General features: G+C 68.6%; 10 protein-coding genes. 7 read left to right on the forward strand and 3 right to left on the reverse strand.

The features are described 5' to 3' along the window. Positions 1 to 2 precede the first annotated feature (2 nt). A complete protein-coding gene (locus RMO01_RS01925) occupies positions 3 to 839 on the reverse strand; it encodes a sulfurtransferase (protein ID WP_309627360.1) in 837 nt (278 codons plus the stop codon). Here RMO01_RS01925 and RMO01_RS01930 point away from each other — a divergent pair. Next, positions 838 to 2,403: a cryptochrome/photolyase family protein gene (locus RMO01_RS01930; protein WP_309627361.1), complete on the forward strand. Its 1,566-nt coding sequence runs from the start codon at positions 838 to 840 to the stop codon at positions 2,401 to 2,403. The genes RMO01_RS01925 and RMO01_RS01930 overlap by 2 nt on opposite strands. Positions 2,404 to 2,431: 28 nt before the next feature. Here the strand turns inward: RMO01_RS01930 and RMO01_RS01935 are convergent, their stop codons facing one another. Continuing rightward, on the reverse strand, positions 2,432 to 3,895 hold the full coding sequence (locus RMO01_RS01935) for a deoxyribodipyrimidine photo-lyase (protein ID WP_309627362.1): 1,464 nt from the start codon (positions 3,893 to 3,895) through the stop codon (positions 2,432 to 2,434). 93 nt (positions 3,896 to 3,988) lie between these two features. Between RMO01_RS01935 and kdsA the strand changes: the two genes are divergently transcribed. The 4 genes from kdsA to RMO01_RS01955 are packed head-to-tail and all read left to right on the forward strand — an operon-like array spanning position 3,989 to position 8,474. Beyond that, positions 3,989 to 4,879 (forward strand): 3-deoxy-8-phosphooctulonate synthase, encoded by an 891-nt coding sequence (gene kdsA / locus RMO01_RS01940; protein WP_409013026.1) that lies wholly within the window; start codon positions 3,989 to 3,991, stop codon positions 4,877 to 4,879. A gap of 18 nt (positions 4,880 to 4,897) precedes the next feature. Next, positions 4,898 to 6,373 (forward strand): D-glycero-beta-D-manno-heptose 1-phosphate adenylyltransferase, encoded by a 1,476-nt coding sequence (gene rfaE2, locus RMO01_RS01945; RefSeq protein WP_309627364.1) that lies wholly within the window; start codon positions 4,898 to 4,900, stop codon positions 6,371 to 6,373. Positions 6,374 to 6,381: 8 nt separating this feature from the next. Then, positions 6,382 to 7,371 carry an ADP-glyceromanno-heptose 6-epimerase gene (rfaD, locus tag RMO01_RS01950; protein ID WP_309627385.1) on the forward strand — a complete coding sequence of 330 codons (990 nt, stop codon included), beginning with the start codon at positions 6,382 to 6,384 and terminating at the stop codon, positions 7,369 to 7,371. Then, positions 7,368 to 8,474, forward strand: a complete 1,107-nt coding sequence (locus RMO01_RS01955) for a DUF3089 domain-containing protein (RefSeq protein WP_309627365.1) — start codon at positions 7,368 to 7,370, stop codon at positions 8,472 to 8,474. The genes rfaD and RMO01_RS01955 overlap by 4 nt, the downstream gene beginning before the upstream one ends. Here the strand turns inward: RMO01_RS01955 and recG are convergent. After that, complete coding sequence (recG, locus tag RMO01_RS01960; RefSeq protein ID WP_309627386.1) at positions 8,471 to 10,561, reverse strand: ATP-dependent DNA helicase RecG; 2,091 nt, start codon at positions 10,559 to 10,561, stop codon at positions 8,471 to 8,473. The two genes, RMO01_RS01955 and recG, sit on opposite strands and share 4 nt — an antisense overlap. A gap of 98 nt (positions 10,562 to 10,659) precedes the next feature. Here recG and RMO01_RS01965 point away from each other — a divergent pair, with 98 nt between their 5' ends. Then, entirely contained in the window at positions 10,660 to 10,992 is a 333-nt protein-coding gene (locus tag RMO01_RS01965) for a succinate dehydrogenase assembly factor 2 (protein ID WP_309627366.1), read from the forward strand. Next, positions 10,992 to 14,444, forward strand: coding sequence for a transcription-repair coupling factor (mfd, locus tag RMO01_RS01970; RefSeq protein ID WP_309627367.1), 3,453 nt, complete (start codon positions 10,992 to 10,994; stop codon positions 14,442 to 14,444). The genes RMO01_RS01965 and mfd overlap by 1 nt, the downstream gene beginning before the upstream one ends. Positions 14,445 to 14,560: the final 116 nt, after the last annotated feature.

Here is a 14,560-nt window from a genome sequence, read left to right on the forward strand (position 1 = left end):
CGTCAGGGGCCGGTGACGACCTCCGTGTCGTCCCGGCCGCCCCATTCGGCCCACGACCCGTCGTAAAGGACGCCCTCGCGGCCCAGCAGGGCCAGGGCCAGCAGCGGCACGGCGGCGGTGACGCCGGAGCCACAGCTGGCGATGGGTCTGTCCGCCGGGCCCAGACCCCGTACCGCGAACGCCGCTTCCAGCGCCTCGGGCTCGCGCATCAGCCCCTCGGCCGTCAGCAGTTCTCCGAACGGCAGGTTCACGGCGCCCGGCATATGGCCCGCACGCAGGCCGGGGCGGGGCTCCGGGGCGGTGCCCGCGAACCGGGCGGCGGCGCGGGCGTCGAGCACGGGCTCTCCGGCGGCCAGCGCAGCACGTACCCTGGCAAGGTCTGCGATCATCTGCTGGCGGGGGTCGGGTTTGAATACGCTCGGGCGTGGCGACGCAGCCCCGGTCTCCAGCGATCCGCCCATCCGCTTCCAGGCGGGCAGGCCGCCGTCCAGCACCTGGACCCGGTCGCATCCCATGGCCCGGAACATCCACCAGGCCCGCGCGGCCGTGAACAGGCCGAAGGTGTCATAGACGACGATCCGGTCCGTCGCCGACACCCCCAGCGCGCCGACCTGTGCGGCGAACTGCTCGCTTGACGGCATCATGTGCGGCAGGGGATTGGCCTGATCCGAGATCGTTTCCAAATCGAAGAAGGCGGCGCCCGGAATATGCCCGGTCTCGAAGATCGGCGGGGCGGGCGTGCCATCCAGGTGCCAACTGGCGTCCAGAACGCGCAGGCGAGGATCGCCGAGCCCGGCGAGGAGTTCGGGTGCGGAGACGAGGGAAGAGATTGCGGCCATGACCCAGACTACCACGGCCGCGACGGGGACGCTGCGTCTGGTGCTCGGCGACCAGTTGTCCGACGGCCTGTCCGCCCTGACCGATCTCGACCCGGCCTGCGACCTCGTCCTGATGGCCGAGGTCAGGGAGGAGGCGACCTACGTCAGACACCACAAGCAGAAGATCGCCCTGATTTTCGCGGCCATGCGCAGCTTCGCCCTGCGGCTGGAGGGGCGCGGTGTGACCGTCCGCTATGTCCGCATCGACGACCCGGCCAACACCCACTCCATCGTCGGCGAACTGCACCGCGCGCTGGACGAACAGCCGATGGGCTCGGTCACGATCACCGAATGCGGCGAGTGGCGCCTGGCCGAGGCCCTGGTCGCCTTCGCCGGAGTCGCCCGCGTCCCCGTCGATGTCCGCGAGGACAGCCGCTTCATCTGCACCCATGATCGCTTCCGCCGCTGGGCGTCCGGCAAGTCCCAGTTGCGGATGGAGTTCTTCTATCGCGAGATGCGGCGCGAGACCGGCCTCCTGCTCGACGGCGCCCAGCCGGTCGGGAGCAAGTGGAACTACGACGCCGAGAATCGCAGGAAGCTGACGAAGGGGATGCGTCCGCCCAAGCGCCTGCGAACCCCTCCCGACGCCGTCGCGCGCGGAGCCGTCGCCGACGTCGCCCGGCTGTTCCCCGACCACTTCGGCGATCTCGACGCCTTCGGCTGGCCGACGACGACGGAACAGGCGGAGACGGTGCTCGCAGACTTTCTGGCGAACGTCCTTCCCGGTTTCGGCGACTGGCAGGACGCGATGGCGCGAGGCGAACCCTGGATGTGGCACGGGCTGATCTCGACCTCGATCAACCTGGGCCTGCTCGACCCGCTGGCTGTCTGCCGCCGCGCCGAGATCGAGTACCGCGCCGGCCGCGCGCCCCTGAACGCCGTCGAGGGGTTCATCCGACAGATCCTGGGCTGGCGCGAGTTCGTTCGCGGCATCTACTGGCTGAAGATGCCCGACTACGCGCGGCGCAACTTCCTCGACGCCGACCGCACCCTGCCTTGGTTCTACTGGTCCGGCGAGACCGACATGGCCTGCGTCGCCGATGTTGTGTCGATGACGCGCAGTCACGCCTACGCCCACCACATCCAGCGGCTGATGGTCACCGGCAATCTCGCCATGCTGCTGGGCGTTCATCCGGACGAGATCGACGACTGGTATCTGGTCGTCTACGCCGACGCCTATGAGTGGGTGGAGATGCCCAACACGCGCGGCATGGCCACATTCGCCGACGGCGGAATCATGGGGTCGAAGCCCTATGCGGCGTCGGGCGCCTACATCGACCGGATGAGCGACTACTGCGGATCATGCCGCTATGACGTGAAGGCCAAGGCCGGTGAAAACGCCTGTCCGTTCAATCGCCTGTACTGGGGTTTTCTCGAGCGGAATCAGCATCGACTGCGCGACAATATCCGCCTCGCCATGCCCTATCGCACCCTGGAGAACTTCGGCCCGGAGCGTCGCGCCCAGGTCCTGGCCGAGGCGGAGGCCGCGCGAACGATGCTCGGCGCCGTCCTCAGGCCGGAGTGAATGCGAACCGGCTCATGCCGGTCCGTTGTCAGTCATCCGGATAGGCTTCACCGTCCGACCTGATCGCCTTCAGCGCCGCCAGGGCCCGGGCCCGCGCCTCGGCGTGATCGACCAGCGGTCGGGGATAGGTTTTCCCAAGGCTGACGCCGGCGTCCCGCAGCACCTCGTGCGGCGCAGTCCATGGCGCGTGGACAAGGCTTGCCGGCACCTTGGCAAGCTCGGGAACCCAGCGCTTCACATAGCGGCCGTCGGGATCGAACTTCTGGCCCTGGGTGATCGGATTGAAGATGCGGAACCAGGGCGAGGCGTCGGCGCCCGAGCCCGCGACCCACTGCCAGTTCTGGCTGTTCTGGGCCAGGTCGGCGTCGACCAGGGTGTCCCAGAACCAGGCCTCGCCCCTGCGCCAGTCGATCAGCAGATGCTTGATCAGGAAGGAGGCGACGATCATCCGCACCCGGTTATGCATGATCCCGGTCGTCCACAGCTCGCGCATGCCCGCATCGACGATCGGATAGCCGGTCCGGCCGCGCGTCCATGCCTCGAACCCGGCGTCATCGTTGCGCCAGTCCATGGCGTCGTATTCCGGCCGGAACGCCTTGTCGGGCAGGGTCGGGAAATGATGCAGCAGGTGGGCCGAGAAATCGCGCCAGATCAGCTCGGAGGTCAGCTTGTCGGCCTGGGCGGCGGGGACCTTGCCGGAGCTCGCGGCGTCATAGGCCGCAGTCCAGATCCGCCATGGGCTGATCTCGCCAAAATGCAGCGCGGGCGACAGGCGGCTGGTTCCGGGGCGATCGGGCCGGTCGCGGTCGACGGCGTAGGTCGTCAGGCCTCCCGACAGGAAGCGCGCCAGTGTCGCGACGGCTCCAGCCTCGCCCGGCTCGTCCGGAAAGCCCCTGGACCAGTCGGGCCGGGTCGGGTGAAGGCCCCAGTCGTCGAGATCGTCGCTGCCGACCCCGGGCGCGCCCGACAGATCGTCGGGGGCGGGCAGAGGCGGCGGCGCTTCCGCCTGGGCGCGCAACGCCTTCATGAAGGGCGTGAATACCTTGTAGGGCCCGCCTGACCCGTTCAGCACCGAGCCGGGCCGGGCCAGGAGCGCGCCGTTGAAGCCCTTGACCTCGACGCCCTCGGCCTGGAGCGCGTGGGCGACGTCAGCGTCGGAGGCCCAGGCGTCGGGCTCGAACAGGCGGTTCATCAGCACGCAGGTCGCGCCGGTCTGCTCGATCAGATGCCGCAGTACGGCTTCCGAATCACCGCGCCGCAGAATCAGTCGGCCACCGCGCCCGGCGATCGAGGCGGACAGGGCGCGCAGCGACTTGTCCAGCCACCAGCGCGAAGCCCCACCCATCGGGCGCACCGCAGAACCCTCGTCGAGGATGTAGATCGGGACGATCGGCCTGCCGCTGGCCTGGGCGTGGCTCAGCGCCGGGTTGTCCGCCAGACGCAGGTCGCGGCGGAACCACAGGATGACGGGAGCCTCGCCGTTGGTGGTCACGCCTCAAATCTCCGTGGTAGGTTGAAACTTCCGGCGCGCGGGGCCACCTGACCGCCCCATAGGCGTGGCATCGGAAACGCGCCACCCGTCAGAATGTCCCAGAGAGAAGGCCCGCCCGTGAGCGCTCCCAATTCCGTCATCACCCTCTCCGGCAACGGCATCACCACGCCGGTCGTCATCGGCGGCGGGGCGCGCATCGCCTTCATCGCCGGCCCGTGCCAGCTGGAAAGCCGCCAGCACGCCCTGGAGATGGCTCATGCCCTGAAGGAAATCGGCCAGCGTCTGAAGGTCGGCATCATCTACAAGACCAGTTTCGACAAGGCGAACCGCACCTCCGCCAGCGCCGCACGCGGCCTGGGCCTCAAGGACTCCCTGCCGATCTTCGACGAGATCCGCCAGGTCACCGGCCTGCCGGTCCTGACCGATGTCCATTCCGAAGAACAGGCGCGCGAGGCCGCCCAGGCCGTCGACGTGCTGCAGATCCCGGCCTTCCTCAGCCGCCAGACCGACCTGCTGCTGTCGGCCGCCGCCACCGGCAAGGCGATCAACATCAAGAAGGGCCAGTTCCTCGCCCCCTGGGACATGAAGAACGTCATCGCCAAGGTGGTCGGCGCCGGCAATCCGAACGTCATGGCCTGCGAGCGCGGCGCCAGCTTCGGCTACAACACCCTGGTCTCGGACATGCGCGCCCTGCCGATCCTGCGCGAGATCGGCTGCCCGGTCGTGTTCGACGCGACCCACTCCGTCCAGCAGCCGGGCGGGCAGGGGACCTCTTCGGGCGGCCAGCGCGAGTTCGTGCCGGTGCTGGCTCGGGCCGCCGTGGCCGTGGGTGTGGACGCCGTCTTCATGGAAACCCATCAGGACCCCGATCACGCCCCGTCGGACGGCCCGAACATGGTTCCCCTGTCCGAGTTCGAGGGTCTGGCCGCCGAACTGCTGGCCTATGACGACCTGTCGAAGGCGCGGATGGCGAAGGCCGCCTGAATCCGATAGGCCAAGGCGATGGTTGACCGCACCCTGGACCTCGGCGCCCTGCAAAGCCTGCTCGACCGCGCGCGCGGGCAGACGGTGGCCTGCGTCGGCGACCTGATGCTGGACCGCTACGTCTATGGGGAGGTCAGCCGGATCTCTCCCGAGGCCCCGATCCCGGTTCTGCGCTCACGCCGGACGGTCTCAATGCCCGGCGGTGTCGGCAACGTGGCCCGCAACGTCGCAGCCCTCGGCGGACTGGCCCGGCTGGGCGGCGTCACAGGCGCCGATCCCTCGGGCGAGGAACTTGCCCGGCTGGTCGCCGCGGAAGACCGGATCGAGGATTTCATCGATCGCACAGGGACGGCAGGCGCCACGATCGTCAAGACCCGCTATGTCTCGGGCGGCCAGCAGCTGATGCGGCTGGACGAGGAGGAGGTCACCGTCGGCGCCTTCTCCCGCGAGGACGTGTTTTCAGGGGCTTCCGCCATTCTCCTGTCGGACTACGCCAAGGGCGTGGTCACCGAACGGCTGATCCGCTCGGCCCTGTGGCAGGCGCAACAGACTGGCGCTGTGGTCATTGTTGACCCCAAGGGCCGCGACTTCGCCCGCTACGGCGCGGTCGACCTGATCAAGCCCAACGCCTCAGAACTGGCCGGCGCCACCGGCCTGCCGGTCGAGACCGACGCCGAGATCGAGATGGCTCTGGAAGCCCTGCTGGCCGCGACGACTGCGAAAGCCATCGTCGTCACCCGCGCCGGCAAGGGCATGAGCCTGATGCGGCGCGGCGAACCGGCGCAGCATTTCCCCGGCCGGGCGCGCGAGGTGTTCGACGTCTCCGGCGCCGGAGACACCGGGCTGGCGGCCCTGGGTCTGGCGCTCGGCGCGGGCGCGTCGCTGGAGCAGGCGGTGCAGCTCGCCATCCTCGCCTCCGGCGTCGTGGTCGGAAAAAGCGGCACGGCGGTCGTCAGCCCCGCCGAGCTGATCGAGGCCGAGATGAGCCAGCACGCCGGCGCGGCCCTGGCCAAGGTTACGGCGCTCGACGATCTCGCGGCCGAGGTCGAGGCCTGGCGACGTCAGGGGCTGAAAGTCGGCTTCACCAACGGCTGTTTCGACATCCTGCATCGCGGCCATGTCGCCTATCTGGCCCAGGCCCGGTCGTGGTGCGACCGGCTGGTGGTGGCGCTGAACACCGACGCCTCGGTCCACCGGCTGAAGGGCGACGGCCGCCCCGTGAATGACCTCGACAGCCGCGCCGTCGTCATTGGTGGTCTTGCCAGCGTGGACCGGGTGACCTCCTTCGATGATCCGACGCCTCTGGCCCTGATCGAGCGCCTGCGTCCCGACGTGCTCATCAAGGGCGCGGACTACACGCGAGAGGGCGTGGTCGGCGGCGATCTGGTCGAGAGCTGGGGCGGGGAGGTACGCCTCGCGGAGTTTGCTGACGGCTATTCAACCACCCGGACCATCGAGAAGATGATCGACAGCAGCCTTGGGGAGGCCGGCTGATGCGGCGGATGATCGTGGTCACCGGCGGCGCCGGCTTCATCGGCTCCAACATCGTCTCGCGCCTGTGCGCCGAGGACCGCTGGGACGTCGTCGTCTGCGATCGGCTGGAGAGCGCCGACCTCGGCAAGTGGCGCAATATCGCCAAGTCGGCCATCGCCGACTTCTGGCGCCCGGAGGAGCTGTTCCTCCAGCTCGAACGCCACGCGGAGCGGGTCAGCGCCGTCGTCCACATGGGCGCCATCTCCTCGACGACCGAGCAGGACGCCGACCTGATCCTGCGCACCAACTTCAGCCTGTCGCGGGACATCTGGGACTGGTGCGCCCTGAACGAGGCGCGGATGATCTATGCCTCCTCGGCCGCCACCTACGGCGACGGCGAAGCCGGGTTCGAGGACGCAGACGACCTTGAGTCCATTTCACGACTTAAGCCTCTAAACGCCTACGGTTATTCGAAAAAACTGTTCGATCAGTACGCCGTGCGCGAAGCCTCCCGTGACCACGCCCCGCGGCAGTGGGCCGGGCTGAAGTTCTTCAACGTCTATGGCCCGAACGAGGGTCACAAGGGCGGGATGAAGTCGGTCATCGCCCAGATCTGGCCAAAGGTCGCGGCCGGAGAGACGGTCAGCCTGTTCCGCTCCCATCATCCCGACTACGCCGACGGCGGCCAGTTGCGCGACTTCGTCTTCGTCGACGACGTGGTCGACATCGTCGACTGGCTGCTGTGCACGCCCGGGGTCAGCGGGATCTTCAACGCCGGATCGGGCCAGGCGCGGTCCTTCCTCGATCTCGCCAAGGCCACCTTCGCCGCAGCCGGCAGGGACCCCGCGGTGGCCTATATCGACATGCCCGAGGTCATCCGTGACCGGTACCAGTATTTCACCGAGGCCCGCATGGACCGCGTCCGCGCCCTCGGCTTCGGCGGCCAGTCGACGCCGCTGGAAGAAGGGGTGCGTCGCTACGTCCAGTCCTTCCTGTCGCAACCGGACCCCTATCGGTGAAACCGCCCCGGCTGACCTTCTGGCAAGGGGTGGGCTGGGCAGGGTTCGCCGTGGTCTTCCTTATCGCCGCCGCCGTCGCAATCTGGCGCGGGGATATCCTGAAGGCCGGGCTGGATCCCCAGATTCCCTTCCAGACCTACGACCCGCCGGCGCCGCCGGACTACGCCTCGGCCGACGCATGGGCGATGCGGGACGTCCGGGCGCCGACCTCGGGGCCCGCCGCGATCTTCTTCCTGCATTCGACGACCTTCGACGGCGGTGCGGACTGGAACGGCCCCATCGGCGATCCGAAGGCCGACGCCTACCTCGAGCGGGTCGTCATTCCCAACTACGCCGGGCCGTTCGCGCGGGCCGGGGCCATCAGCCTGCCGCGATATCGTCAGGCCTCGCTTTACACCCGCCTGACTCTTCGCGACGACGCCCGCGACGCCCGCGCCTTCGCGTATGGCGACGCCCTCGCCGCCTTCGAGGTGTGGCTGGCCGCCCATCCGACCGGCCCTCTGGTCCTGGCCGGGGTGGAGCAGGGCGGCGAACTGATCGACCGGCTGGTGCGTGAACGGGTCGCTGGCGATGCCGCCTTGCGGAGCCGGACCGTCGCCGTCTATCTGATCGATGTCATCGTGGCCGCCGACAACCTGTCGCCCGCCGTGCCCGCGTGCGCCACCGCCACCAGCATCGGCTGCGTCGTCGGCTGGTCGCAGGTCGGAGACGACAACGACGGCGCCGTCTGGCGGCGCCTGCGACGCGCCCTGGTCTGGGATGACGCGGGACGGCTGGTTGATCTCGCGGGCCGCCCGGCCCTGTGCGTCAATCCGGTCAGCGGAGCCCGTAGCGACGCGGCCGTCCCCGCGCGATTGCACCATGGCGCCGCCAATGCGACCGGTCTGGAATGGGGCCTGCGGCCCGCCTTCATCGACCGAGCCGTGGCGACCCAGTGCAGGCTGGGCATCCTGCGTCACACCGAGCTGACGACCGAATCCTTCCGGGAAGTAGGCAACTGGGCGGATCGCCGAAAAGCCCGGCAGTACAATCTCTTCTATTCCGATATTGAGGGCGACGTTGAGCGCCGTCTGAACGTCTGGCAGGCTTCCATCACGCCCTAGTCGAGACCGGTCCGGTCGGTTCTCCAGTCGAACAGGGCCTCCAGAACCTTGACCGCCTCGCCGCGCGGGCTGGCCAGATCCGGGTCTCGCCCCAGAACCAGCCGGGCGTCATCCGCCGCCGCCAGAAGCAGCGATCGGTGCCGGATCGGATCAGCGAACCGATAGGCCGGGAAGCCGCTTTGCTTGAGCCCCAAGGGATCCCCGCCGCCGCGCAGGCGGAAGTCCTCCTCCGCGATCTCGAACCCGTCCTCGCTGCGCCTCAGGGTCTCCAGCCGCTCACGCGCCGTATCTCCGAGCCCGCCGTCTTGACCGCCGTACAGCAGGATGCAGGCGCTCGACTTCGCCCCGCGCCCGACGCGCCCGCGCAACTGGTGCAACTGGGCGAGGCCGAACCGGTCCGCGTGTTCGATCACCATGATCGTCGCGTTGGGCACGTCGACCCCGACCTCCACGACCGTCGTCGCCACCAGCACAGAAATCCTTCCGTCAGCGAAGTCGGCCATGACGGCCTCACGCTCCGCGCCCGGCATCTGGCCATGGGCCAGCCCGACCTCGGTCGTCAGGATGCGCCGCAGATCGCGCGCCCGCTCCTCGGCCGCCGCGAGGTCGCTGGCTTCCGATTCCGCCACCAGCGGACAGATCCAGTAGGCCTGGGCCCCGCTCTCGACCGCCGCCTTCAGCCGCTGCGCCACCTCGCCAATCCGCGCCAGCGGCAGAACTGCGGTCGAGATCGGCGTGCGGCCGGGCGGCTTCTCCATCAACCGGCTGACCTCCAGTTCGCCGTACTGGGTCAGCTCCAGAGTGCGCGGAATGGGCGTCGCCGACATGGTCAGCAGGTGGACGCCGCCGACGCGCGGATCACCCTTGGCCTGAAGCCGCGCCCGTTCGTTGACGCCGAACCGGTGCTGTTCGTCGATGACGGCCAGCGCCAGCCGGTCGAACCGCACGGCGTCCTGGAACAGGGCGTGGGTGCCGATGGCGACTTTCGCCTCGCCCGAAGCCAGGGCCGCCAGACGCTCGCGTCGTTCGGCCGGTGTGTCCCGGCCTGTCAGCAGGATGGTCGGCGCCCCGGCGGCTTCCAGCATGGGGGCCAGCCGCTGATAGTGCTGGCGGGCCAGGATCTCTGTCGGCGCCATCAGGGCGGACTGGAAACCCGCGCTCGCCGCATCGGCCAGGGCCAGGGCCGCGACCGCCGTCTTGCCCGACCCGACGTCGCCCTGCAGCAGCCGTCCCATCTGTTCGCCGGACGCCAGATCGCGGCGGATTTCGGCGATGGCCTGCGACTGGGCGCCCGTGAGCGTGAAGGGCAGGGCGGCCAGCAACGCCTGCGAAACCGGTCCGGGCAGGATCAAGGGCGCGGGGGTGATCTGGCGCGCGCGCTTCCGGCGGGCCAGCGCCAGCTGATGGGCGAACAGCTCGTCGTAGGCCAGACGCTGGCGCGGCGCGGCGTCGGGCGACAGGTCCGCCTCGCCCACCGGCGCATGCAGGGCCTTGATCGCGTCATGCCAGCCCGGCCACTTCTGTTTCGCCAGCCAGGCGGCGTCCTGCCACTCGTCCAGTTCCGGCGCGACGGCCAGCGCGCCCAGCGCCAGCTTGCGCACCACCCGCGAGCTCAGGTTGGCGGTCGCAGGGTAGACGGGCTCGACGGCGGGGATCTCCTCGCCCTTGTCCAACGGCACGATCCAGTCGGGGTGGACGATCTGCACCTCGCCGTTGAACCGTTCGACCTTGCCGGACACCAGACGCCGCTCTCCCCGTGGCAGCTGGCGATCGATGTGCTGGGGACTGCCGCCGAACCAGATCAGGTGGACGAAGCCGGTCTCGTCAGAGGCCCGGACCTTCAGCGGCACGCCCGGCCGGCCAGGCGCGATCATCCGGTCGACGATGACGTCGAAGACGCCGACCTCGCCCTCAATTGCATCAGCCGCGTTGGTTCTGCGTCGCGTGATAACCCCGGCCGGGGCCAGGAACAGCACGTCGCGCACCAGCGGCCCGGCCAGCTTTTTGATCAGCGGCTCAACCTTGGTCCCCACCCCTTTCAGGCTGGTGACCTCCGCGAAAAGTGGGAAGAGAATCTGCGGGCGCATCGATGCCGACATTAGACGGCCCCGCGCCGCTGGCGAAACAGTGTCGGGAACGCTATCTGGATCGCACTGTTGAACGAATGGACCGGGCAAGGATTCTTGTGGCCGATAACGATGCGCGTGCCGAAACCGGCATTGAAGACCTGGGGCGCCAGCAGCGGCTGGGCCGGATCACCTTCCGGGCGTGGCGGCGCGGCTTCCGCGAGGCGGACCTGGTGCTCGGCCCCTTTATGGAGCGCGAGGGCCCGACCCTGAGCGACGCCGACCTCAATGCGCTGGAGGCCCTTCTGGCCGAGGACAACGACCACGAACTCTACGCCTGGATCATCGAGACCAAGCCGACGCCGCCCGAGCACGACACGCCGCTGATGACGAAGCTGCGCCTCTTCATGCGCGCCCACGTCGCCGCAGCCGTGGCCGATGGAGCCGGCTGATGGACGGCGCACGGATGGACCAACGCACCGATCACGAACTGGGCGGCGCGCCCGAGGGGCTGGATGCGCTCGTCGTCGCCGATCGACTCAAGGCCACGGGCGGGATCGGGGTCTTCGTGGCGCGCGATTTCTCGCGCTCCGGCGCATTCGCCCAGGCCTTCCGGTTCTTCGCCAAAGACATCGAGATCGTAGAGTTTCCGGCCTGGGACTGCCTGCCCTACGACCGGTTGAGCCCGACCTCGGGCGTTTCCGCCGAGCGGATGGCGGCCCTGACGGCCCTGGCCAAACGCGGTCTCGACGATCAGGCCCCCATGTTGGTCGTCACGACCGTCGCGGCGGCGATGCAGCGAACCCCGCCGCGCGAGGCCACCTTCGCCGCCAGCTTCGAAGCCCGTGTCGGCCGTGATCTGGATACGAAGGCTCTCGAAACCTATTTCACCACCAACGGCTACATGCGCGCCTCGACCGTCAACGAGCGTGGCGAATACGCCATCCGGGGCGGCGTCATCGACGTCTTCCCGCCGGGCTTCGAGGAGCCGGTGCGGCTCGACATGTTCGGCTCCGAGCTGGAATCGATCCGCACCTTCGACCCGGCGACCCAACGTTCGTCCGGCCAGCGCAAGGAAGTGTCGCTGTCGCCCGTGTCCGAGGCCCTGCTGGACGCGGAGACTATCAGCCGTTTCCGCACCGGCTATCTGAACCTGTTCGGCGCGCCCGGCGACGATCCCCTCTATGGGACGATCAGCGAGGGCGCACGGCGTCAGGGCATGGAGCACTGGATCCCGCTGCTCTACGACCGGCTGGAGACCCTGTTCGATTATCTGCCGGACAACGCCTCGATCTTCCTGGACAACCAGGCCGAGGCGGCGCGCGGCGAGCGCTGGAACCTGACCCGGGACGCCTACGAGGCCCGTCAGGAAGCCTCAAAGACCAAGGGCGGGGCCGCCAACCGCGCCCTGCGGCCGGAGCGTCTCTACCTGCCCGACGCCGATTGGAACTCGGCCTTGGCCGGGCGCGCGGTACGTCGCCTGTCGCCGTTCTACGCGGCGGCCGAGGATGCTGGCGGCAACCTGGGCCGGACCTTCGGCGCCGAGCGGGCCCAGGACAGCGTCAACCTGTTCGAGGCCGTCGCCAATCATGCCGCCAGGCTGAAGGCTGACGGCAAGCGGGTCCTGTTCGCCTCCTGGAGCGAGGGTTCGTCGGATCGCCTCGGCGTCATGCTGGCCGATCACGGGCTGGAGCATGTCGTCGCCGTGCGCGACTGGGTCGATGTGCAGACGGCGTCGAAAGACCTCTATCTGCGCGCCGTCCTGCCGGTGGAACACGGTTTCACGACCGGCGACCTCGCGGTCATCTCCGAAACCGACATTCTCGGCGACCGGCTGGCGCGACCCAAGCGCAAGCGCCGGGCATCGAACTTCCTCGCCGAGGCCTCGGCCCTGACGACCGGCGACCTCGTCGTCCACCTCGACCACGGCATCGGCCGCTACGAAGGCCTCAAGACGCTCGAGATCCAGGAAGCGCCGCACGACTGCCTCGAGCTGCTCTACGCCGGTGACAGCAAGCTCTACCTGCCGGTTGAAAATATTGATCTCCTGACCCGGTATGGCTCCGAGTCCGACGGTGTCCAGCTCGACCGCCTCGGCGGCGCGGCCTGGCAGGGCCGCAAGGCCAAGGCCAAGGCCCGCCTGCGCGACATGGCCGAGGGGCTGATCGCCCTGGCCGCCAAACGTGCGCTGCGGGTCGGGGAGGCGATCACCCCGCCGGCCGGCCTGTTCGACGAATTCTGCGCCCGCTTCCCCTATGAGGAGACGGACGACCAGCTCAACGCCATCGGCGACGTGCTGGAGGATCTCGGCAAGGGCGTGCCGATGGACCGCCTGATCTGCGGCGACGTCGGTTTCGGCAAGACCGAGGTCGCCATCCGCGCCGCCTTCGTCGTGGCCATGAGCGGGCAACAGGTCGCCATCGTCTGCCCGACGACGCTGCTGGCCCGACAGCATTTCAAGACCTTCTCGGAGCGGTTCGCCGGCTGGCCGATCAAGGTCCGCCACCTGTCGCGGATGGTCACCGCCAAGGACGCGGCCGAGACGCGCGGGGGCCTTAGAGATGGCTCGTTCGAAATCGTCGTCGGCACCCACGCCGTCCTTGCCGAACAGGTCGGCTTCAAGGACCTCGGCCTCGTCATCGTCGACGAGGAGCAGCATTTCGGCGTCAAGCACAAGGAGAAGCTCAAGAGCCTGCGCGCCGACGTCCACCTGCTGACCCTGACGGCCACGCCGATCCCCCGCACCCTGCAGATGGCCCTGTCCGGCATCCGCGAGATGTCGATCATCGCCACACCGCCGGTCGATCGCCTGGCCGTGCGGACCTATGTCGCGCCCTGGGACCCGGTCATGGTCCGCGAGGCTTTGCTGCGCGAGAAATATCGCGGCGGTCAGGCCTTCTACGTCTGCCCGCGCCTGTCGGACCTGCCGGACATCGAGGAGTTCCTCCGCATACAGGTCCCGGAGATCAAGTTCGTCGTCGGCCACGGCCAGATGAGCCCGACCCAGCTGGAAGACGTGATGAGCGCCTTCTACGACGGCAGCTACGACGTCCTGGTCTCGACCACGATCGTCGAAAGCGGCATCGACATTCCGACCGCCAACACACTGATCGTGCACCGCGCCGACATGTTCGGCCTGGCCCAGTTGCACCAGATCCGCGGGCGCATCGGCCGGTCCAAGGCTCGCGCCTTCGCCTATCTGACAGTCGATCCGAAGCGACCGATGACCCTGTCGGCCGAGCGCCGGCTGCAAGTGCTGCAGTCGCTCGACAATCTCGGCGCAGGCTTCCAACTGGCCTCGCACGACCTCGATCAGCGCGGCGGCGGCAACCTGCTGGGCGACGAACAGTCGGGCCATATCCGCGAGGTCGGCGTCGAACTGTATCAGCAGATGCTGGAGGACGCGGTGGCCGAACTGCGCCAGAACGGCGAGGGCGGGGTTGTCGATCGCGGCTGGTCCCCCGCCATTAATGTCGGCGCGGCCGTATTGATTCCAGAGGATTATGTCTCGGACCTGAACGTCCGTCTCAGCCTCTATCGCCGACTGTCGGACGCCGAGAACACCGAGACGCGCGAGGCCCTGGCCGCCGAACTGATCGACCGGTTCGGGCCGCTGCCGGACGAGGCGAAACAGCTGCTGCGCATCGTCGGCATCAAGGCCAACTGCAAGACGGCCTCAATCGAACGCATCGACATCGGGCCCAAGGGCTGCGTCCTGACCTTGCGCGACAACACCTTCCCCAACCCGATGGGTCTGGTCGGGTTGATCCAGAAGAACCACGCCACCTGGAAGCTGCGTCCGGATCAGAAGATCGTCGTCAAGGGAGACTGGCCGACCCCCGAGGATCGTCTGAAGGTCGCCGAGCGGATCACCACCGATCTGGCGCGGGTGGCGGGAGCCTAGAGCCTGATCGGCTGAGGTGGAATCGCTTCGCGATTCCGCTGATGCCGTGCATCAGGCTCCAGATCCAGGCGAGAGCATGATTCACGCTTCGTGTCGGACCGGCGAAGCGGGTCCAC

Source organism: Brevundimonas sp. (assembly GCF_031412435.1).
In the GTDB taxonomy this organism is placed as follows: Bacteria; Pseudomonadota; Alphaproteobacteria; order Caulobacterales; family Caulobacteraceae; genus Brevundimonas.

Excerpts from the sequence above, each read along its gene's own strand:
- RMO01_RS01930 (WP_309627361.1), top strand. The coding sequence starts at position 838 with ATGACCCAGACTACCACGGCCGCGACGGGGACGCTGCGTCTGGTGCTC.
- RMO01_RS01925 (WP_309627360.1), bottom strand. The coding sequence starts at position 839 with ATGGCCGCAATCTCTTCCCTCGTCTCCGCACCCGAACTCCTCGCCGGG.
- kdsA (WP_409013026.1), top strand. The coding sequence starts at position 3,989 with ATGTCCCAGAGAGAAGGCCCGCCCGTGAGCGCTCCCAATTCCGTCATC.
- rfaE2 (WP_309627364.1), top strand. The coding sequence starts at position 4,898 with ATGGTTGACCGCACCCTGGACCTCGGCGCCCTGCAAAGCCTGCTCGAC.
- rfaD (WP_309627385.1), top strand. The coding sequence starts at position 6,382 with ATGATCGTGGTCACCGGCGGCGCCGGCTTCATCGGCTCCAACATCGTC.
- recG (WP_309627386.1), bottom strand. The coding sequence starts at position 10,561 with ATGCGCCCGCAGATTCTCTTCCCACTTTTCGCGGAGGTCACCAGCCTG.
- mfd (WP_309627367.1), top strand. The coding sequence starts at position 10,992 with ATGGACGGCGCACGGATGGACCAACGCACCGATCACGAACTGGGCGGC.